Genomic DNA, 19,173 nt, shown 5'->3' with positions numbered 1-19,173 from the left:
TTCTCCATCGCAGGCGCCGTGCGGGCTGCACGGCCGCGCCTTCCCCTGGCCCTCGCCAACAGCGAGGAGGGCGACATGCGACGGGCGAAGACGCGGACGACCATGCCACGGGTGATCGTGGGCGCCCTGTTCAGCCATCTGGCGCCATCGATGACCCTCGGCGCGATGTACGGCCTGTTCGTCCCCGGCGGCTCGGAGATCGACGGCGAGCCCTTCAACGCCATGCTGGCCGCGCCGGTGTTCGGCCTGATCTTGGGCTGGCCCTACGTCGCCGCCGGCCTGGCGACCTGGGCTATCCTCGACCAGATCGACCAGCATCATCCGTGGGCCGCCGCCCTGGCCGGCCTGGCCATCGGCGCGGGCGTCGCCTGGTTCGCCTTCCGCGACGGGCTCTTCTTCGGCCTGCCGATCGCCTGGCCGCTCTGCACCATTGTCGGCCTGCTGAACGGCCTGACCGTCTGGTGGATCGCCTACGGCCGGCAATGGATGCTGAAACCCGCGCCCCCGTCGCCCCGCGGCCGCCTGGTGCTCTGACCGCACAGCGTTACGCGCCGCCGAGGCCGTGCTATCGTCGCGTACATGAACGCCCTGGCCCGCGCGCTCGAAACCTCCGAACCGCACCGGTTCACGCTGGAAGACGTCCTGCGCATGCAGGACGCCGGCATCCTCGACGCCGACGCCAGGGTGGAGCTGATCGACGGGGGGCTGGTCGAGATGGCTTCGGAAGGCGCCGAGCACACGCGCGTCAAGATGCAGATCGCCAAGGCGTTCCTGGCTCAAGCCGGACAGGCGATCGAAGTGATCGTGGACTCGACGCTGCGGCTTTCGGCGACCTATGCGCCGGATCCCGATCTCTATGTCTATGACGCCCGACTACCGCTGAACACGATCGACGGGCGCAATGTCGGCCTGGTCATCGAAGTCGCCCAAAGCACGATGGCCAAGGACCTTTCGGTGAAGGCCGAGTTCTACGCCGAGCATGGCGTGCGAGACTACTGGGTCGTGGACGTCAACAGCGCCGAGATCGTCGTGCACCGCAGCCTCAGCGGCGGCGTCTATCGCGACGTCGTGCGCTATTCGGCGCGCGACACGATCACCTCGGTGGTGCTGCCGCAACTCAGCCTTTGCCTGGCCGACCTGCCGCCGATCCGCTGACCAACTAGCGCTTTCCAGCCTTCGTCTTCTTCTTCCGACGCTTGAGGTCGACGTCCTCGGGCGCGCCGTGGCGGGCCTCGATGTCCTTCTGCAGGGCCTTGGCCGCCATCAGGTGGCCGGGGAACAGCGTGTCGATCGCCCAGCCGACGACGGGCACGGCGCTGGTCGAGCTGTCGAACAGCATGTAGGCGGCCATCCGCGCCACGGTCGGCAGCGACGCGCGGGCCTGGTAGGCGTGATAGGCCAGCACCGCCGCCGCGCCCAGGCTGTAGGCGGTGTTGGCGCCCGGCACCCAGGCCAGCACGCCGTCGAGGCCGATGCCGATCGGGCCGACGCCGATCAGCCGGTCCGACAATCGCTTGATCGTCTCGGCGTTGCGCCAAGCCTTGTGCGCCCGCTGTCGATGGCCGGCGGGCCCCTCATCGATTACTTCGCCTTGCAGGACGGCATCGTCGGTCATGTGGTCTCAACGCCTCGCCGCAAGCTTGGTTGTCAGCCCAGGAACACCACCCGGCGCTTTTCCTTGCCCGACCGGATCCGCTCGAGCAGGTCGCGATACTCGGCCGTGGCCTGGGCTTCCTTGCGCGTCCCTTCGAAGTAGATCGTGTCGTCCATGTGCTTGATCAACATGCCGCCGGCCCACTTCTGGCCGGTGAACAGGGTGTCGGCCACCGCGCCCAGGCCCGGCGGCCCCAGCGGCAGCAGGGCGTCGATCAGCAGCACCGCGGTCATCTGGATCAGCACCATCGGCGCGGCCCTGGCCCGCACGCCGTCGAACAATAGCACCCCGCCCGCGCCCAGCGAGTAGAGCGAGCCCGCCCCGCCGAACCAGGCCAGGATGCCGTCCAGGCCGATGCCCACGGGCCCGACGCCGACGATATTGTCGGACAGCTTGACCGTGCGCTCGACGCTGCCCCGGATGTTGTGCAGGTCGAGATGCGATTTGGCGAAGAACAACGGCCAGCCCCCCAGCTTCAGCGCGGGCAATCTGCCTCAAGGCCAGGCTTGCCGGAAGCCGGTTTCCCGCCAGGGGGGAAACTTCGCCTTATCGCCATGCGCGCAACGCCGGAGCCCCTCGCGGCGCGCCCCGTTTATGCTTAACTATGCGCCATCGATCGAAGGACCCGCAGGCATGCTGATCTCGACCACCCCGTTCATCGAGGGCCGTCCGGTCAAGGAATACAAGGGCGCGATCTATTCCCAGGCGATCCTGGGCGCGAACGTCGTGCTCGACCTGCTGGCCTCGATCCGCGACTTCATCGGCGGTCGCTCCAGTTCCTACGAGCGGGTGCTGGCCAGGGCTCGGGAAGACGCCCTGAAGAACCTGGCCAAGGAAGCCGAGAAGGTCGGCGCCAACGCCATCCTGGCGGTCGATCTCGACTACAACACCGTCGGCCCCAACGGGCAGATGATGATGGTTTCGGTTTCCGGCACGGCGGTCGTCCTCTAAGTCGGGGGCGTGTCTGCGCCCGTCCTCGACATCGCCGATCTCGAACGCCGCCTGCTGGCCGGCGAGCGCGCGGCCCTGGCCCGCGCCATCACCCTGGTCGAGAGCCGCCGCGCCGATCACCAGGCCGCGGCGCGCGAGCTTCTCCAGCGCCTGATGCCCCATACCGGCCGCGCCCAGCGCGTGGGGATCACCGGCGTGCCGGGCGCGGGCAAGTCGACCACCATCGAGAGCCTGGGCTGCGCCCTGACCGCCGACGGCCACAAGGTGGCGGTGCTGGCGGTCGACCCGTCGTCCGGCCGCCACGGCGGTTCGATCCTCGGCGACAAGACGCGGATGGAGCGCCTGAGCGTCGATCCGAACGCCTTCATCCGCCCCTCCCCGTCCGGCGGCGCCCTGGGCGGCGTGGCCCGCAAGACCCGCGAGGCCATGCTGCTGTGCGAGGCGGCCGGGTTCGACGTGGTCATCGTCGAGACCGTGGGCGTGGGCCAGTCCGAGACCGTCGTCGCCGACATGGTCGACATCTTCGTCGCCTTGCTGATCCCCGGCGGCGGCGACGAGTTGCAGGGCATCAAGAAGGGCCTGATCGAGCTGGCCGACCTCCTGGTGATCAACAAGGCCGACGCCGATCCTGCCAAGGCCGAGCGCTCGGCCCGCGACTATCGCAACGCCCTGCACATCCTCACGCCGGCCCATCGCGACTGGACGCCGCCGGTGCTGACCGCCTCGGGCCTGACCGGCGAGGGGCTTGACACGCTGTGGGGCCAGATCCAGCGCCACCGCGAGGTGATGGCCGCCAATGGCGCGAGAGCCGCCCGCCGCGCCGACCAGGACGCCCGCTGGATGTGGGCCATAGTCAACGACCGCTTGGCCGAAGCCTTCCGCGCCGCCCCGGCCGTGGCCGCTCTGATCGGCGAAACCGAGAATGCGGTGCGGGCCGGCGACCTGCCCGCCTCGGCCGCCGCCGACCGGCTGCTGAAGGCGTTCGGGCTGTAGACGACGCCCTCCGTTTCCGCGCCAATGCGCCAACGGAGGAAACCGATGGCGCTGATCCTGCACGCCCACCCACTCTCGTCGTTCTGCCACAAGGCGCTGGTGGCGCTGTACGAACTGGACCTGCCGTTCGAACTGCGCATGGTCGACTTCGGCGACCAGGCCTCGGCGGAGGCGTTCCGGGCTCTATGGCCGATGGCCCGCATGCCGGTGCTGGAAGACACCGGGCGCGGCGCGGTCGTGCCGGAAAGCTCGATCCTGATCGAGTACCTGCAGATCCATCATCCGGGCGCCGCCACCCTGATCCCCCAGGATCCGGACCTGGCGCTGGAGGTGCGGGCGCGTGACCGGTTCTTCGACCTGTCGGTGCAGGTCCCGATGCAGAAGATCGTCAACGACCGCATCCGGCCGGCGAACGCCAAGGACCCGCATGGCCTAGCCGAGGCGAGAGCCCACCTGACCACCGCCCTCGACATCGTCGAGCGCGACATGGAAGGCCGCGCCTGGGCCGCCGGCGAGGCGTTCTCGATGGCCGACTGCGCCGCCGCCCCGGCGATGTTCTACGCCGACAAGGTCATGCCGCTGGCGCCGCAGCGCCCCAACGCGGCGGCCTATCTGGAACGGCTGAAGGCCCGTCCCTCCTATGCGCGGACGCTGAGTGAGGCCGAGCCCTACATGCACTTCTTCCCGACGGCCTAAAGTCCGACCGGGAGAGAAAATCCTTTAGGATCAATACCTCACCGATCGCCATCCCGGAAAGCGCGATGCGCTTATCCGGGACCCAGGGGCCGGCGCACTGCCGGTGGCCCCTGGGTCCCGGCTCCGCGGCCCGCTACGCGGACCTCCGGCCGGGATGACGACCTTTATAGCCAAGGCAATTGAGTACGGCCCCTAGGCCCCGGCCTCCCAGGCCAGGAACTCCGGCGTCTCCAGCAGGCGCTCGCAATAGGCGCCGGCCGCGCCGGTGTCGCCGTAGTCCGACAGGTGCACGCCGTAGGTGCGGAAGCGGGTGGCGACCGGGGTGTAGAAGGCGTCGGCGATCGACCATTCGCCCAGCAGGAACGGCCCGCCCGAACGCTTCAGGAGCTGGTTCCAGCGCTCGGTGATCTTGCGCACGTCCTTCTGGGTGGCTTCCGACAGGTCGGCGTGCTTGATCAGGCCAAGGTCCATCGGGCACTCGCCGCGCAGCGACGAGAAGCCCGAATGCATCTCGGCCGCCGCCGAGCGGGCCAGGGCGCGAAGCTCGGGATCGGTCGGCCACAGCTTCGCTTCGGGGAACTTCTCGGCCAGGTACTCGCAGATCGCCAGCGAGTCCCAGACCACCAGGTCGCCGTCCTTCAGGGCCGGCGCCAGCTTGCTGGGCGAGTGCTTGGCGATGTCGGCCTCGGTGGCGTCGCCGCGCCGCAGCTCGATCTCGATCTCCTTGAACGGGACGCCGATCCGCTTGAGCACCAGCCAGGGGCGCAGCGACCAGGTCGACCACTTCTTGGTGCCGATGACGAGTTCCATGTCGGTCTCCTGTTCGATGCAGACTGGCCTTCCGGCTTAACGCGCGTCTACAGTCGCCTCAACGATTAGAACAACTGTTCGAGGAGGAACGCCCATGGCGGAGACGGCCACCCCGTCGCCGGTGATCGCGCCTGTGTCCAGCGGCTACCGCCGCTACGCCCTCTGGGTGCTGCTGATCATCTACACGCTGAACTTCCTCGACCGGCAGGTGGTCAACATCCTGGCCGAGCCGATCAAGCGAGATCTCGGTCTCGCCGACTGGCAGCTGGGCATGATGACGGGCCTGGCCTTCGCGATCTTCTACACCGTGCTCGGCATCCCGATCGCGCGCCTGGCCGAGCGCAAGAACCGGCCCAGGATCATCGCCGCCTCGATCCTGGCCTGGAGCGCCTTCACCGTGCTGTGCGGCTTCGCCCAGAACGTCTGGCAGCTGATCGCCGCCCGCATCGGCGTGGGCGTCGGCGAGGCCGGCTGCACCCCGCCGGCCCACTCGCTGATCACCGACTATGTGCCCAAGGAAAAGCGGGCCAGCGCCATCGCCTTCTATTCGATCGGCACGCCGCTGGGCACGCTGGCCGGCATGGCCATGGGCGGGCTGATCGCCGACGCCTACGGCTGGCGGGCGGCCTTCATGGTCGCCGGCGCGCCGGGCGTGCTGTTCGCGATCATCGCCGCCTTCACCCTGGTCGAGCCGCGCAGGCAGCTGGCCGCCGATCTGGCCGGCCGCGCCGCCCACCAGGTCAGCTTCGGGGCGGCGCTCGCCGTTCTGATGACCAAGAAGACCTTCTGGCTGGTGGCCTTCGCCGCCTCGATCAAGGCCTTCGTCGGCTATGGCCAGGCGCCGTTCATCGCCTCGTACTTCTTCCGCAACCACGGCGCCGACGTCGCCGCCCTGGCCGCGCAGTTCGGGCTGAAGTCGGCCGGCTTCCTGGGCCTGGCGCTCGGCCTGATCGGCGGCTCGGCCGGCGTCATCGGCGCCTGGCTGGGCGGGCAGCTGGCCGACAAACTGGGAGCGAAAGACCTGCGGGCCTACGTCACCGTGCCGGCCATCGCCTCGCTGGTCACCCTGCCGTTCTACATCGCCGCCGTCAGCCTGGACTCGGTGACCGCCGCCATCGGCATCCTGACCATCCCGATCCTGCTGGGCACGCTGTGGTACGGACCCGTCTACGCCACGGCCCAGAGCATCGTCGACCCGTCGATGCGGGCCACCGCCTCGGCCGTGCTGCTGTTCGTCATCAACCTGATCGGCCTTGGCCTGGGTCCCGTGGCCGTCGGCGCGCTCAGCGACCTCTTCGCCGGACCGATGGGCCTGGGCGAGGCGCAGGGCGTGCGCTGGGCCCTGATCGTCTCGACGATGTTCGGCCTGGTGGCGTTCGCGCTGTTCTGGGCGGCCCGCAAGACAATCCGCGAGGACATGGTGGGGTGATGCGCGATCGGTGGGGGGAGTGACTTCCAACGCCTTGGAAGCTGAGAACGTCCCCCCTCCGGCGCTTCGCGCCACCTCCCCCACAGGGGGAGGATCTTGTTTAGCGATCCGACCTCGGGAAACAGTAAGCGAAGGGGTACGGGTCGGCGGGAACGCGCGTGTCCCAACGCTCCAGCGCCTTCATGGAGCGGGCGTGGTTGAACTGCGCCAGCGAGACGATCTGCGCCTCTTGGGCGGGCGTTTCCTGCTGGGTCTTGCGGGGGGCGGCTTGCATGGGAGACCTCCGACGCGGCGGCCGTTCGACCGGCCTTTTGTGACGCCAGTAGGCGCTCGCTTTCCTGAACCTTCCCGCCCTCTCCTGTTATCTGCGGTTCATCCGCGCGCCGCAAAGCCGCCACCATTCCGAAGCTTCGAAAAGGGGGTGGCGCTCCCCCTGCCGTTGGGTCACAGTCGGCGCAAATAGAACAAACGTTTGAAGGGAGAGAGTCAGTATGGGCCAGGCGCGTGCGCCGGGCGGCGATCGGCCGCTCTATTCCAAGGGATACAAGGCCTCGGTGCTGGCGCTCCTGCTGGCGACCTACACCTTCAACTTCATCGACCGCACGATCATCGCCACCATCGGCCAGGCCATCAAGGTCGACCTGCACCTGACCGACACCCAGCTTGGCCTCCTGGGCGGGCTCTACTTCGCCCTGCTCTACACCATTCTCGGCATTCCGATCGCCCGCCTGGCCGAGCGCTGGAACCGGGTCAGCATCATCTCGATCTCGCTGGTCATCTGGTCGGGCTTCACCGCGCTGTGCGGCACGGCGGCCAGCTTCGCCCAGCTGGCGCTCTACCGCTTCGGGGTCGGCGTCGGCGAGGCCGGCTGCTCGCCGCCCAGCCACTCGCTGATCAGCGACTACTACGCGCCCAAGCAGCGCGCCTCGGCCCTGTCGATCTACAGCTTCGGCATTCCGCTGGGCACGATGTTCGGCGCGGTGGCCGGCGGCTGGCTGGCCCAGGAACTGTCCTGGCGGGCGGCCTTCGTCATCGTCGGCCTGCCGGGCATCCTGCTGGCCATCTTGGTCAAGCTCGTCGTCAAGGAACCGCCGCGCGGCCATTCCGACGTCGTCGAGGCGCCGCTGGAGCCGGAGGCCGTCACTCCGGTCGAACCCGCCAAGCCGGCCTTCTCGCTGAAGCAGGAGTTCTCCGAGCTCTGGGCCGTGACCAAGATCCTGTTCGGCAAGTGGCCGGTGCTGCACATGGTGCTGGGCGTGACCATCGCCTCGTTCGGCTCCTACGGCTCGGGCGCGTTCGTGCCGCCCTATTTCGTGCGCGCCTTCGGCCTGGGCCTGGCGCAGGTCGGCCTGATCGTCGGCCTGATCGGCGGCTTCTCGGCCGGCGTCGGCACCCTGGTCGGCGGCTTCCTCAGCGACTGGGCCGGCAAGCGCAGCGCCAAGTGGTACGCGCTGACGCCGGCCATCGGCCTCATTCTCTGCACGCCGATCTACATCATCGCCTACCTGCAGACCGAGTGGCAGATGACGGCCCTGATCCTGCTGATCCCGGGCGTCTTTCACTACGTCTATCTCGCCCCGACCTTCGGCGTGGTGCAGAACTCGGTGGAGCCGCGCCGCCGGGCCACGGCCACGGCCCTGCTGTTCTTCTTCCTCAACCTGATCGCGCTGGGCGGCGGGCCGGTGTTCACCGGCTGGCTGATCGACCACCTGGCCGGCTTCCACTTCAACCACCCGCAGGCCGGCGGCATCTTCACCGCGCTCGGCGGCATGTTCTCGCCCGGCCCGATCGACTTCGCCGCCGCCTGCCCCGGCGGGATCGCTCCCAAGGGCGCGGCGATCGAGGCGGCCAAGGCCTGCGGCGGCGCCATGGCCCGCGCCACCCAGCAGGGCATCATCGTCTCGCTCTGCTTCTACGCCTGGGCCGGCGTCCACTACGCCCTGGCGGCGATCGGCATGGTCAAGCACATGAAGTCGCGGGGGTGAGGTGCGAAATCCTCCCCCTGAAGGGGAGGTGGCGGCGAAGCCGACGGAGGGGGATGTGACCACTCCCTTCGACGGGTTCGCCAGCTCGTCGGAACCTTCTCCCACCGGCCCTCCGGGCTACCTCCCCCTTCAGGGGGAGGATCTCCGTCCTCCTAAGTAATAACCCGCTTCCCTTGACTCAGCGGCCTCACGCGACGAAACCCCCGGCCCATGATCAGCCGCTACGCCCGCCCCGAAGCCGCCGCCATCTGGTCCAGCCAGACCAAGTACAAGATCTGGTTCGAGATCGAGGCCCATGCCGCAGACGCCATGGCCGAACTTGGGGTCATCCCCAAGCTCGCCGCGGAGACCATCTGGGAGAAGGGCCGCGACGCGGTCTGGGACAGCGACCGCATCGACGAGATCGAGCGCGTCACCAAGCACGACGTCATCGCCTTCCTGACCCACGTGTCGGAAATCGTCGGCCCCGAGGCCCGCTTCCTGCACCAGGGCATGACCAGCAGCGACGTGCTGGACACCTGCTTCGCCGTGCAGCTGTCGCGCGCCACCGACCTGCTGCTGGACGGCGTCGACCTGGTCCTGGCCGCCCTCAAGCGCCGCGCGCTGGAGCACAAGTTCACCGTCTGCGTCGGCCGCAGCCACGGCATCCACGCCGAGCCGATCACCTTCGGCCTGAAGCTGGCCGGCTACTACGCCGAGTTCCAGCGCGCCAAGGAGCGCCTGGCGATGGCCAAGTTCGAGATCGCCACCTGCGCGATCTCGGGCGCCGTCGGCACCTTCGCCAATGTCGATCCGCGCGTCGAACAGCACGTGGCCGACAAGATGGGCCTGGCCGTCGAGCCGGTCTCGACCCAGGTCATCCCGCGCGACCGTCACGCCGCCTATTTCGCCGCGCTCGGCGTCGTGGCCTCGTCGATCGAGCGCCTGGCCACCGAGATCCGCCACCTGCAGCGCACCGAAGTGCTGGAGGCCGAAGAGCCGTTCGATCCGGGCCAGAAGGGCTCGTCGGCCATGCCGCACAAGCGCAACCCGATCCTGACCGAGAACCTGACTGGCCTGGCTCGCCTAGTCCGTTCGGCCGTGGTGCCGGCGATGGAGAACGTCGCCCTCTGGCACGAGCGCGACATCAGCCACTCGTCGGTCGAGCGCGGCATCGGTCCGGACGCCACCATCCACCTCGACTTCGCCCTGCGCCGCCTGGCCGGCGTGATCGAGCGCTTCAACATCTATCCCGACAACATGGCCAAGAACCTCGACAAGCTCGGGGGCCTGGTGTTCTCGCAGCGGGTCATGCTGGCCCTGACGCACAAGGACGTGTCGCGCGAAGACGCCTACGCCGCCGTGCAGGGCAACGCCATGAAGGTGTGGCGCGGCGAAGGCCGCTTCCTCGACTTCCTGAAGGCCGACGCGGTGGTCTCCAAGGCCCTGACCGACACCGAGCTCGAGGATCTGTTCGACCTCGGCTACCACACCAAGAACGTCGACGTGATCTTCAAGCGCGTCTTCGGCGAACAGGCCTGATCCCGTTGAGCGAGCCGCCGATCCTTCGTCTCAATCCGGCGCTGGATCCGGCGGCCCTCGCGGCCGCCTATGCCCGGGACGGCATGGTCCGCATCCCGGGGCTGTTCGAGCCGGCCGTGGCCGACCTCCTGGCCCGCATGCTCGAACAGGGCATCGAGTGGGACGTGATCTGCTCCACCGAGACCGGCAAGGCCGAGGTGCTTGACCGCGCGACGGTGCAGCGCCTGGGCGGCCCCGCGATCGGCGAGAAGCTGAAGGCCGCCACCCTGCGGGCCCGCACCGGCTTCGCCTATGTCTATCTCGGCTACCCGATGATCAACGCCTACCTCACCGGGCGTAATCCGGGCCATCCGATCCACGACCTGACCGACTTCCTCAACGGGCCGGAGATGATCGCCTTCGGCGCCCAGGTGATCGGCGAGCCTGGGATCACCAAGCTGGACGCCCAGGCCACGCTCTATCGGCCGGGCGACTTCCTGACCCGCCACGACGACACCGGCGAGGGCGACCGCCGCGCCGCCTACACCATCAGCCTGACCCGGGAATGGCGCAGCGACTGGGGCGGCCAGCTGCTGTTCCACGACGACCTGGGCGACATCGAGCGCGGCTTTGCGCCCGCCTTCAACACCATGACCATCTTCAAGGTGCCCAGGCAGCACTCGGTGGCCCCCGTGGCGCCCTATGCCGGCGCGCCGCGGCTGATGGTCACCGGCTGGCTCAAGGACAGCCCGCCGGCCGGCAAGCCCCGCCAGGCGTGACCGGAGAGGCCCGCAAGCGCGGCTTTCCTCCGGTCGTCGACGCCGGCGTGCGCGTGCTGGTGCTGGGCAGCCTGCCCGGAGACGCCTCCCTGGCCGCCGCGCAATACTACGGCCATCCCCGCAATGGCTTCTGGCGGCTGATCGGCGCGGCGGTCGAGCGCGACCTGGCCGCCCAGCCCTATGACGAGCGCCTGGCCACGCTGCTGGCGGCCGGCGTCGGGCTGTGGGACGTCCACGCAGAGGCCGTGCGGCCCGGCAGCCTGGACGCGGCGATCAAGGACGCCGCCGACAACGACCTTACCGGCCTGATCGACGGCCTGCCGCGCCTGCGGGCGGTGGCGTTCAACGGCGGCGCCGCGGCCAAGGCCGGGGCGCGCCTGCTGGCCTCGCGGGCCCAACGCCTGGCGCTGGTTCCCCTGCCCTCTTCCAGCCCCGCCCATGCGGCGATGGCGTTCGAGGCCAAGCGCGAGGCGTGGATGACGCTGCGCGATTATCTGTAGCGGTCAGCCCGCGGGCTTGACCGGGACCTTCGAGACCTTGGTCTGCAGGTACTCGAACTGGCCTTCGCCGACCCAGGCCTCGTTCACCGACAGGACGGCGCTGAAGCGGACGGCCTGCCCGGCATGGGGAAACTGGCCTTCCAGCGCGACCCGAAGGCCGAAGGGCGCGTCCCCGGTCGGCGAAACCTCGCCCGAGACCTCGAACCGGTGCTTGCCGCCGATGACCGCCTGATTGATCTCGGCCACGCCGTTGGCGCGGTCGGCGGCGAACTGCAGGTCCAGCCGCAGGATCGGCGCGCCCGGCATGCCCAGCTTGCCGACGACCAGTTGGACCACGCCCGCGTCCGCCCCGCACACTTCAGTATCGTCGGCCATGCCGTGTTCCCCCGCAACGCCTGGCGGTCGCCCCCTGCGCCGCCTTGGTCGCCGTCGGGAACGCTACAGCGCGCGTCCCCGATACGCCGTGCGATTTCGCACAACGCCGGTCCTCGAACAAGAACAGGGTCCGGTCGTCATGCGACCGGACCCCGCCTCTCAGCGCGCCGAAGGGGTCAGACCCGCTTGACCGGCACGTTGTCGATGTGGGTGTTCAGGTAGTCGAAGCCGCCGTGGCCGTTCCAGGTCTTGTCCACCACCAGGCCGGCGCGGAACTGCACCAGGAACGAGCCGATGGCCGGCGGCGGCACGCTGGCCACGAACTGGCCGTGCAGGGCGACCAGCAGCTGATCCTGGCCAAGGCCCGTGTGGTAGATGTTGCCCTGCACCGGGAAGCGGTGCTGGCCGCCGATGACCGCCTGGTTGATCTCGGCGATGCCGCTGACGTGGCCCGAGGGCGCGTCGACGGTCAGGGCCAGGTTGACGATCGGAGCGCCGGGAGTGCCGACGTTACCGACCACGACCTTGACCAGGTAGAGGCCGACCGGGCCGATCTCGGCCGATTGGGAATGCAGGTTGCCGACGTCGTCAGCCATGTTTGCGTCCTCCGGTTATCGGAGCGGTCGCTTGATCGCCGCCCCGTTGTCGACGATGCGCCTCACGGGCGAATTCGCCGCCCGATAAAGCCTGAGGACGATTGCAGATTTTTGACAACCCAGAGGTGCGCAAGTTCACAGATGCGCGATAGCGGCCAAAGAAAAAGGCCCGGCCGGTGCGAACCGGGCCGGGCCTCTTCGTGGTCGCCTTTCGGCGGACCGGCTTATTCGCCGGCGCGCAGCTGCTCGCGGGCGAAGGCCAGCAGTTCGGCCATCTTCATGCGGACCTCGCCTTCCGAGACCGCGACGCCCGAGCCCTTCAGGTCTTCGAAGACCTTGCGGAACACGTCCTCGTCGCCGGGCTGCTCGAAGTCCGACTTCACGACGGCGCGGGCGTATTCCTCGACCGTGGCCAGGCCCATCAGGCCGGCGGCCCATTCGCCCAGCAGGCGGTTGCGGCGCGCGGTGGCCTTGAACTCCAGCTCCTGGTCGTTCGCGAACTTGCGTTCGAAAGCCTGCTCGCGGTCGTCGAAGGTCGTCATGAAAGCCCCAAGTTTTCCGAAGCGCCTACCGCCGGACGGGTGCAACCCAGGGCGGTAGTACGGCGCTCCAGTGTAAGAGAGTAGTTCGGTTTCGTCCCCTGCGAACATGGCGTGTCCGCGAGACGAAGTGTTCTTGTGGCGGCTCCATATCCCGCCCAGCGACGGGGGGCAATCGCCCGCGACGCCGCAGGGCGAAGGTTTACCACGATGGCAGGCCGCGTTTGCGGAAAAGCCGGCGTTCGGGTAGGTTCCAGCGGACATTTTTCAGTGAGCGGCCTTGAGTCGAACGCCGCGCGCAGCTATCCGCCGCGCGCGCTTTTCGTTTTCTCGGGAGTCTTCCGGGCAAGGACGGCGCGCTTATTCGCAGGAAGGGCCTCGACGAGAGCCATGACCCGTCGCAAGAAGATCTACGAAGGCAAGGCCAAGATCCTGTACGAGGGCCCCGAGCCCGGCACCCTCATCCAGTATTTCAAGGACGACGCCACCGCGTTCAACGCGCAGAAGAAGGCCGTCCTCGAAGGCAAGGGCGTGATCAACAACCGCATCAGCGAGTACATCATGACTCGCCTGAACGCGATCGGCGTCCAGAACCACTTCATCCGCCGCCTGAACCTGCGCGAGCAGCTGATCAAGGAAGTCGAGATCGTTCCGCTCGAGGTCGTGGTGCGCAACATCGCCGCCGGCTCGATCGCCACGCGCCTGGGCCTGACCGAGGGTCAGCCGCTGCCGCGCTCGATCATCGAGTTCTACTACAAGGACGACAAGCTCGGCGACCCGATGGTCTCCGAAGAGCACATCACCGCGTTCAACTGGGCCGCCACCCAGGAGATCGACGACATGATGGCCATGGCCCTGCGCGTGAACGACTACCTGTCGGGCCTGTTCAGCGGCGTCGGCATCACGCTGGTGGACTTCAAGATCGAGTTCGGCCGCGTCTACGAAGGCGACTTCTCGCGGATCATCCTGGCCGACGAGATCAGCCCCGACAGCTGCCGCCTGTGGGACGCCGCCACCAACGAGAAGCTGGACAAGGACCGCTTCCGTCGCGACCTCGGCAACGTCATCGAGAGCTACACCGAAGTGGCCCGCCGCCTCGGCATCATGAAGGAAATGCCCACCGTCATCCAAGGCGGCGTGCACTAGTCATTTGATCCTCCCCCTGAAGGGGGAGGTGTCGCCGAAAGGCGACGGAGGGGGAAGATCCCGATCGCCGTGGACGGCTCACGCCCCCTCCACCGCTTCGCGGTCCCCCCTCCCCCGCTTCGCGAGGGAGGAATTTAAGTTGAAAGCCACCGTCCACGTGTTCCTGAAGCCCGGCGTGCTCGACGTCCAGGGCAAGGCCGTCGAGAACGCCCTGCATGGCCTGGGCTGGCCGTCGGTCAAGGAAGCCCGCGTCGGCCGCGTCATCGAGTTCGACCTCGACGCCACGGACGCCGAGGCCGCCAAGGCCGAGGTCAAGTCCATGTGCGAGAAGCTGCTGGCCAACACGGTCATCGAAAGCTACCGCATCGACATCGCCTGAGGCGGATCGTGGGAGAGGCCAGCCTCCATCCCACCCGCCAGCGGATGCTCGACGTCTTCGGCGTCGAGCGCCTGCACGACTTCCGGGGGCCGGCCTGGACGCGGATCGAACTGATCCCAGACGCCACGGCCCCCGACCGTCTTCCCCAGCCCTTCACGCCGTCCGCCCGCCTGCTGCGCGAGCTCGACACCGCCCGCGCGGTCGTCGCCGCCCTGTTCGGCCGCTCCGAGCGCGTGACCCTGGAGCTGGGCTGGAGCTCGCACGAAAAGCCGCCGTTCAAGCGCCTGTCGCACCTGGGCTTCGACCTGCCCCGTGAGCCCGCTTGGCGCCTGCGCCCCGATCCCGATGACGCGCCCGACTGGTGGTGGAACCTCGCCTATGTCGAGACCCCCGCCACGCCCGACGCCCTGGCTCCCTTCCTGCTGGCCGCGGTCGGCGGCTTCCAGAAGCGCGGACTGATCAACCTGTCGGTCGGGATCGTCGATTTCGAAACGGGACTGGCGCTCGACTTCTATGACGCCAAGGGCATGACCCCGATGGCCGTCACCCCAGAGCGCCTGGCGCCGGTCTACTGGCGCTTCCGCGACTGGGTGCGCGACGTCGAGGTCGAGCGCTGCGACGCCCTGCTGGTGCCCTGGCGCGACGCCGCGCCCCGGCTGACGGTGGTCTGAGCCCTCAGGCCGTCCGCCAGTCGGCCCCGGTCGCCGCGAACAGCCGCACGGCGTCCGCCAGCTTGCGCCCCTCGATCCGCGCCCGCGACTGGCGGGCGGCGTTCAGGGTCCGCTGGGCGTCGATCACCTCCAGCATCGTGCCGCCGCCGCGATCGAAGGCCAGGCGGGCCAGACGCAGGCGCTCGCCCGCCTGGCGCTCCACCCGTCCTTGCGCTTGCAGAGCGGCCTCGTCGGCCGACAGGGCCGCCAGGGCGTCGGCCACCTGGCCGAAGGCGCTCAGCACGGTCTGCTGATAGCGGGCCGAGGCGACGCGGGCCGCCGCCCTCGCCTGCTCGCGGCGCGCCTTCAGGGCGCCGCCGTTGAACAGCGGCGCGGTCAGGCCCGCGCCCACGTCCCAGCCGCTGGCGTCGTAGCTGAACAGGTCCTTGGGCTTCAGCGCGCCCTGCGTCAGCGAGGCGCTGAGCTTGAGGTTCGGATAGAGGTCCGCCGTCGCCACGCCGATGTCGGCGGTGGCCGCATGCAGCTCGGCCTCGGCCGCCAGGATGTCCGGCCGCCTGCGCACCAGGGCCGAGGGCAGGCCGACCGGCACGGGCGCCGAAAGCCTCAGGGTGTCCAGCGTGAAGGCCGGCGGGGTCCAGTCTGCGGGCGCCTTGCCGACCAGCACCGCCAGGGCGTGGCGGGCGGCCGCCAGCTCGCCGTGCAGGTCCGGCAGAAGGGCGCGGTCCTGCTCCAGCTGGACCTGGGCCGTAACGCCGGCCAGGCGGGTCGCCCCGCCCATGGCGTCGGCCTTGCGCACCAACTCGATATTGGCCTCGTCGTCGGCGATCATCTGCTCGACGCTGGCGATCTCTTCCTGCAGCGCGGCGATCGTCGCCGCCTGCAGGGCGATGTTGGCCGTCAGCGACAGGTAGGCCGCTTCGGCGCGGCGGCCTTCGGCCTCGACCCGCGCCGTCGCGCCCTCGATGCGACGCCTGTTTCCGCCCCAGAGGTCGAGGTCGTAGCCGACGCCCGCCCCCACCGAATAGAGGCTGAAGGTCGGGTTGCTGAGCTTGATGTCGCCAAAGCCAGTGAAGCCGAAGGCCTGCAGGTTGGCGCGCTCGCGGTCGATCCCGGCGCTGGCGCTGGCCTGGGGTCCGGCCTGGCCGCGCGCGACCGCCAGGGCCGACTGCGCGCTCGCCAAGGTGGCGTCAGCCTCGGCCAGCGACGGGTTGTCGGCCAGGGCCTGGCGGATCACCGCGTCGAGCTCGGGCGAGCCCAGCGCGGTCCACCACGGACCAACGCCCGTGCTGTCGAGCCCGGCCGTGGCCGGAAGCGTCTCGTCCTTGCCGACATAGGCGCTGGTCCTGGGCGCTTCCGGAGCCTGGAAGTCGGGGCCGACGGTGGTGCAGGCGCTGGCCAGCACGGCGAGGCTGACGGCCCCGGCCAGAGCGGCGAGACGGCGGGCGGTCTTAGTGGTCGGCGACATGAACGGTCTCGCCCCCTTTGGCTTTCGGGGTTCGCATGAGCAGGATGAGCGGTGAGCAGGCCACGGTGATGACCAGCATCAGGCGGAAGTCGTCGAGATAGGCCAGCATCGAGGCCTGGCGGTTGATGACGCCGTTGAACGCGGCCATGGCGTTCTGGGTCAGGAACACGCTCTTGGCGTAGGCCTGGTAGATCGGGTTGTCGGGCCGGGCGTGCTCGACCAGCACGGCGTGGTGCTTCTCGATGCCGCTGACGAACAGCGCCTGCATGATCGAGATGCCGGCCGCCGAGCCGATGTTGCGCACCAGGGTGAACAGGCCCGCGCCCTCGGCCCGCAGCTCCGGCTTCACCGTGGCGAAGGCGATGGTGCTGAGCGGCACGAAGATCAGGCCCGTCCCCGCCCCCGACAGGAAGCCCGAGACGATGATCAGGTGGGTGTCCATCCCCAGGCTGAACTGGCTCATCTGCCACAGCGACACGACGCTGATGGCCATGCCGATGGTCAGGATCAGCTTGATGTTCATCCGCCCGACCAGCTGGCCGACGGCGAACATGGCGATGAACGAGCCCAGGCCCCGGGGCATGGAGACAAGGCCCGTGAAGGCCACCGGATAGCCCAGCAGCGTCTGCATCATCGGCGGCAGCAGGGCCAGCGTGCTGTAGAGCAGTATGCCGATGAAGAAGCCGAAGATGCAGCAGGTGACGAAGTTGGCGTCGGCCAGCAGCGCGCGAGAGATGAACGGCTTGTCGGCCGTGGCCAGCTGCACGCCGAAGATCCACACGCAGATCACGCAGATCATCAGGTAGGTCCAGATCTCGGCCGAGCCGAACCAGTCCTCGCCGGGTCCCCGGTCGAGCATCAGCTGGAAGGCGCCGATGGCGATGGCCAGGCTGGCGAAGCCCAGGATGTCGAAGCGCTTCTTCTCGGTCCCCTTCTTCTCGGAAAGGAAAAAGAACACGCCGCAGAAGGCCAGGATGCCGACCGGCAGGTTAATGAAGAACACCCAGCGCCAGTCGAGATTGTCGGTCAGCCAGCCGCCGAGCGCCGGGCCCAGGATCGGTCCCAGCACCGCGCCCGCGCCCCAGACGGCCATGGCCTGGCCGTGGCGGTGGGGTGGGTTGATGTCCAGCAGCACGGCCTGCGACAGCGGGATCAACGCCGCGCCGAACAGGCCTTGCAGCAGGCGGAAGATGACGATCTCGGCCAGGCTGGTGGCGATGCCGCACAGCATCGAGGCGATGGTGAAGCCGATGATGCAGACGTTCAGCACCATCTTGCGGCCCAGGCGCTCGGTCATGAAGCCGGTCAGCGGCGTCATGATCGTGGCGGCCACGATATAGGAGGTCAGCACCCAGGTGATCTGGTCGGCCGAGGCCGAGACGCTGCCCTGGATATGCGGCAGGGCGACGTTGGCGATCGTGGTGTCCAGCGAGATCATGATCGTCGCCAGCATGACCGACACGGTGATCGGCCCGCGGTTGGCGACGTCGCGGTCGTGGCCGGAAAGGGCCCGCGCGGCGCTCATCACTCGCGACCCGAACGGACGTCCACGGTGGCCTTGGCGCTGAGGCCGGCGCCCAGATTGGCCGGGGCGGCGTCGTCCAGGGTCAGGCGCACGGGCACGCGCTGGACCACCTTCACCCAGTTGCCGCTGGCGTTCTCGGCCGGCAGCAGGGCGAAGCTGGAGCCGGTGCCGGGGCTGAAGCTGGCGACGTGGGCCTTGAGCGGCGCGTCGTAGGCGTCGACCTTGATGCTGGCCGGCTGGCCGACACGCATGTGGGCCAGCTGGTCTTCCTTGAAGTTGGCCTCGACCCAGGGCTTGCCCGAGATCAGCCAGAACACCGCCTGCGAGGCGCCGACCCGGGCGCCGACCTGCAGTTGCTCGACCTTGGCCACCACGCCGTCGGCCGGCGCGACCACGGCGGCATAGGAGCGATCGAGCTTGGCGCGTTCGAGGCGGGCCTGGGCCTCCAGCACCTTGGGCTGGCGCTCGGTGGGCGCGTCCGCCGAGCCGCCGAGGTCGGCCAGGGCGGTGGCGATCTGCTGGCGAACGACGGCGATCTGGCGCTGGGCCTGGTCGGCGGCGTGGCGGGCCTCGTCGGCCTGGGCCTGGGTGGCGACGCCGGCGGCGGCCAGATCGCGCTGGCGAGCGGCCTCGCGCTTGGCGTAGCCGGCGGTTTCCTCGGCGGCCGCCAGGTCGGCCAGGCGCTGGGCGTAGACCGCGCGGCGGGCCTGGACGTCGAAGCGGGCCTGGGCCAGGGCGGCCTCGGCCTCCGACACGGCGACCTCGTAGTCGGCCGGATCGAGGCGGAACAGCACCTGGCCCTTCTTGACGGCCTGGTTCTCGTGAACCTCGACGCTGACCACCCGGCCGTCGATGCTGGCGCTGATGGCCGTGCGGCTAGCCTGGATGTAGGCGTTGTCGGTGGCCTGCGACTTGCCGCCGGTCAGCAGCACGACGCCGACGCCCGCCAGGATCACCACCGGCACGCCGATCATCAGCGGCAGGCGCAGCCGCTGGCCCAGCGTCTGGCCCGTTCGCTTGCGGGCAGCCAGGGCGTCGGCCTCGGCGATGGCGTCGTAACCTTCAGCGTCGCTCACGCGCTGCTCCACATATCTTCGAGTTTCAGGGGAATCCCAGGGGGTCCATTCGGTCGCGAACCTTGGCCGGCGAAATAGGACTCCGCCAATCATGAGGGAAATGA

At 69.0% G+C, this 19,173-nt stretch carries 23 protein-coding genes; 13 read left to right on the top strand and 10 right to left on the bottom strand.

Annotated features, from left to right (window positions below):
* The first annotated feature begins 75 nt into the window (after positions 1–75).
* Positions 76–534 (top strand): hypothetical protein, encoded by a 459-nt coding sequence (locus tag DDF62_RS04980; RefSeq protein WP_133244892.1) that lies wholly within the window; start codon positions 76–78, stop codon positions 532–534.
* A 45-nt stretch (positions 535–579) separates the two neighbouring features.
* Entirely contained in the window at positions 580–1,155 is a 576-nt protein-coding gene (locus DDF62_RS04975; RefSeq protein ID WP_116488065.1) for a Uma2 family endonuclease, read from the top strand.
* A gap of 4 nt (positions 1,156–1,159) precedes the next feature.
* On the opposite strand, the gene DDF62_RS04970 is transcribed toward DDF62_RS04975, so the two are convergent.
* Together DDF62_RS04970 and DDF62_RS04965 are read right to left on the bottom strand one after the other, a co-directional pair.
* Positions 1,160–1,615 (bottom strand): DUF4112 domain-containing protein, encoded by a 456-nt coding sequence (locus DDF62_RS04970; protein WP_116488064.1) that lies wholly within the window; start codon positions 1,613–1,615, stop codon positions 1,160–1,162.
* A 32-nt stretch (positions 1,616–1,647) separates the two neighbouring features.
* Complete coding sequence (locus DDF62_RS04965; RefSeq protein WP_116488226.1) at positions 1,648–2,112, bottom strand: DUF4112 domain-containing protein; 465 nt, start codon at positions 2,110–2,112, stop codon at positions 1,648–1,650.
* Between the two features lie 175 nt (positions 2,113–2,287).
* Here DDF62_RS04965 and DDF62_RS04960 point away from each other — a divergent pair, with 175 nt between their 5' ends.
* Genes DDF62_RS04960 through DDF62_RS04950 form a run of 3 tightly spaced genes read left to right on the top strand, consistent with a single transcriptional unit; the run spans position 2,288 to position 4,294 of the window.
* Complete coding sequence (locus tag DDF62_RS04960; protein ID WP_116488063.1) at positions 2,288–2,605, top strand: heavy metal-binding domain-containing protein; 318 nt, start codon at positions 2,288–2,290, stop codon at positions 2,603–2,605.
* 9 nt (positions 2,606–2,614) lie between these two features.
* Positions 2,615–3,598 carry a methylmalonyl Co-A mutase-associated GTPase MeaB gene (gene meaB / locus DDF62_RS04955; RefSeq protein ID WP_116488062.1) on the top strand — a complete coding sequence of 328 codons (984 nt, stop codon included), beginning with the start codon at positions 2,615–2,617 and terminating at the stop codon, positions 3,596–3,598.
* Between the two features lie 45 nt (positions 3,599–3,643).
* Positions 3,644–4,294 (top strand): glutathione S-transferase family protein, encoded by a 651-nt coding sequence (locus tag DDF62_RS04950; protein WP_116488061.1) that lies wholly within the window; start codon positions 3,644–3,646, stop codon positions 4,292–4,294.
* A 192-nt stretch (positions 4,295–4,486) separates the two neighbouring features.
* On the opposite strand, the gene DDF62_RS04945 is transcribed toward DDF62_RS04950, so the two are convergent.
* On the bottom strand, positions 4,487–5,104 hold the full coding sequence (locus tag DDF62_RS04945; RefSeq protein WP_116488060.1) for a glutathione S-transferase family protein: 618 nt from the start codon (positions 5,102–5,104) through the stop codon (positions 4,487–4,489).
* Between the two features lie 94 nt (positions 5,105–5,198).
* On the opposite strand from DDF62_RS04945, the gene DDF62_RS04940 reads away from it, so the two are divergent.
* Positions 5,199–6,533 carry a spinster family MFS transporter gene (locus tag DDF62_RS04940; RefSeq protein WP_116488059.1) on the top strand — a complete coding sequence of 445 codons (1,335 nt, stop codon included), beginning with the start codon at positions 5,199–5,201 and terminating at the stop codon, positions 6,531–6,533.
* Between the two features lie 100 nt (positions 6,534–6,633).
* Here the strand turns inward: DDF62_RS04940 and DDF62_RS25510 are convergent, their stop codons facing one another.
* Entirely contained in the window at positions 6,634–6,807 is a 174-nt protein-coding gene (locus DDF62_RS25510) for a hypothetical protein (RefSeq protein WP_165832174.1), read from the bottom strand.
* A 217-nt stretch (positions 6,808–7,024) separates the two neighbouring features.
* Between DDF62_RS25510 and DDF62_RS04935 the strand changes: the two genes are divergently transcribed.
* The 4 genes from DDF62_RS04935 to DDF62_RS04920 all read left to right on the top strand — a co-directional run bounded on the left by DDF62_RS04935 (position 7,025) and on the right by DDF62_RS04920 (position 11,297).
* Positions 7,025–8,518, top strand: a complete 1,494-nt coding sequence (locus tag DDF62_RS04935) for a spinster family MFS transporter (RefSeq protein WP_116488058.1) — start codon at positions 7,025–7,027, stop codon at positions 8,516–8,518.
* A 210-nt stretch (positions 8,519–8,728) separates the two neighbouring features.
* Complete coding sequence (gene purB / locus DDF62_RS04930) at positions 8,729–10,039, top strand: adenylosuccinate lyase (protein ID WP_116488057.1); 1,311 nt, start codon at positions 8,729–8,731, stop codon at positions 10,037–10,039.
* Between the two features lie 5 nt (positions 10,040–10,044).
* On the top strand, positions 10,045–10,797 hold the full coding sequence (locus tag DDF62_RS04925; protein ID WP_116488056.1) for a 2OG-Fe(II) oxygenase: 753 nt from the start codon (positions 10,045–10,047) through the stop codon (positions 10,795–10,797).
* Positions 10,794–11,297, top strand: a complete 504-nt coding sequence (locus tag DDF62_RS04920; protein WP_116488055.1) for a DNA-deoxyinosine glycosylase — start codon at positions 10,794–10,796, stop codon at positions 11,295–11,297. The genes DDF62_RS04925 and DDF62_RS04920 overlap by 4 nt, the downstream gene beginning before the upstream one ends.
* A gap of 3 nt (positions 11,298–11,300) precedes the next feature.
* On the opposite strand, the gene DDF62_RS04915 is transcribed toward DDF62_RS04920, so the two are convergent.
* The 3 genes from DDF62_RS04915 to DDF62_RS04905 form a co-directional block, all read right to left on the bottom strand.
* Entirely contained in the window at positions 11,301–11,672 is a 372-nt protein-coding gene (locus DDF62_RS04915; RefSeq protein WP_116488054.1) for a DUF1842 domain-containing protein, read from the bottom strand.
* Positions 11,673–11,848: 176 nt separating this feature from the next.
* A complete protein-coding gene (locus tag DDF62_RS04910) occupies positions 11,849–12,268 on the bottom strand; it encodes a DUF1842 domain-containing protein (protein WP_116488053.1) in 420 nt (139 codons plus the stop codon).
* Positions 12,269–12,492: 224 nt separating this feature from the next.
* Positions 12,493–12,810, bottom strand: coding sequence for a DUF1476 domain-containing protein (locus tag DDF62_RS04905; protein ID WP_101712524.1), 318 nt, complete (start codon positions 12,808–12,810; stop codon positions 12,493–12,495).
* Positions 12,811–13,197: 387 nt separating this feature from the next.
* Here DDF62_RS04905 and purC point away from each other — a divergent pair, with 387 nt between their 5' ends.
* The 3 genes from purC (at position 13,198) to DDF62_RS04890 (ending at position 15,003) form a co-directional block, all read left to right on the top strand.
* On the top strand, positions 13,198–13,953 hold the full coding sequence (gene purC, locus DDF62_RS04900) for a phosphoribosylaminoimidazolesuccinocarboxamide synthase (protein WP_116488052.1): 756 nt from the start codon (positions 13,198–13,200) through the stop codon (positions 13,951–13,953).
* A gap of 139 nt (positions 13,954–14,092) precedes the next feature.
* Entirely contained in the window at positions 14,093–14,332 is a 240-nt protein-coding gene (purS, locus tag DDF62_RS04895) for a phosphoribosylformylglycinamidine synthase subunit PurS (protein ID WP_116488051.1), read from the top strand.
* Positions 14,333–14,340: 8 nt separating this feature from the next.
* Positions 14,341–15,003 (top strand): DUF3885 domain-containing protein, encoded by a 663-nt coding sequence (locus DDF62_RS04890; protein ID WP_133244891.1) that lies wholly within the window; start codon positions 14,341–14,343, stop codon positions 15,001–15,003.
* A 4-nt stretch (positions 15,004–15,007) separates the two neighbouring features.
* Here DDF62_RS04890 and DDF62_RS04885 read toward each other — a convergent pair whose 3' ends face one another.
* Genes DDF62_RS04885 through DDF62_RS04875 form a run of 3 tightly spaced genes read right to left on the bottom strand, consistent with a single transcriptional unit; the run spans position 15,008 to position 19,069 of the window.
* On the bottom strand, positions 15,008–16,468 hold the full coding sequence (locus tag DDF62_RS04885; RefSeq protein WP_116488049.1) for an efflux transporter outer membrane subunit: 1,461 nt from the start codon (positions 16,466–16,468) through the stop codon (positions 15,008–15,010).
* The gene (locus DDF62_RS04880) at positions 16,452–17,993 is read right to left on the bottom strand and encodes an MDR family MFS transporter (RefSeq protein WP_116488048.1); all 1,542 of its coding nucleotides are present in this window, start codon (positions 17,991–17,993) and stop codon (positions 16,452–16,454) included. The genes DDF62_RS04885 and DDF62_RS04880 overlap by 17 nt, the downstream gene beginning before the upstream one ends.
* Entirely contained in the window at positions 17,993–19,069 is a 1,077-nt protein-coding gene (locus DDF62_RS04875; RefSeq protein ID WP_116488225.1) for an HlyD family secretion protein, read from the bottom strand. The genes DDF62_RS04880 and DDF62_RS04875 overlap by 1 nt, the downstream gene beginning before the upstream one ends.
* Positions 19,070–19,173: the final 104 nt, after the last annotated feature.

This window comes from Caulobacter radicis (assembly GCF_003094615.1).
Classification (GTDB): Bacteria; Pseudomonadota; Alphaproteobacteria; order Caulobacterales; family Caulobacteraceae; genus Caulobacter; species Caulobacter radicis.
This window is presented reverse-complemented; position numbering and strand designations above follow the sequence as displayed.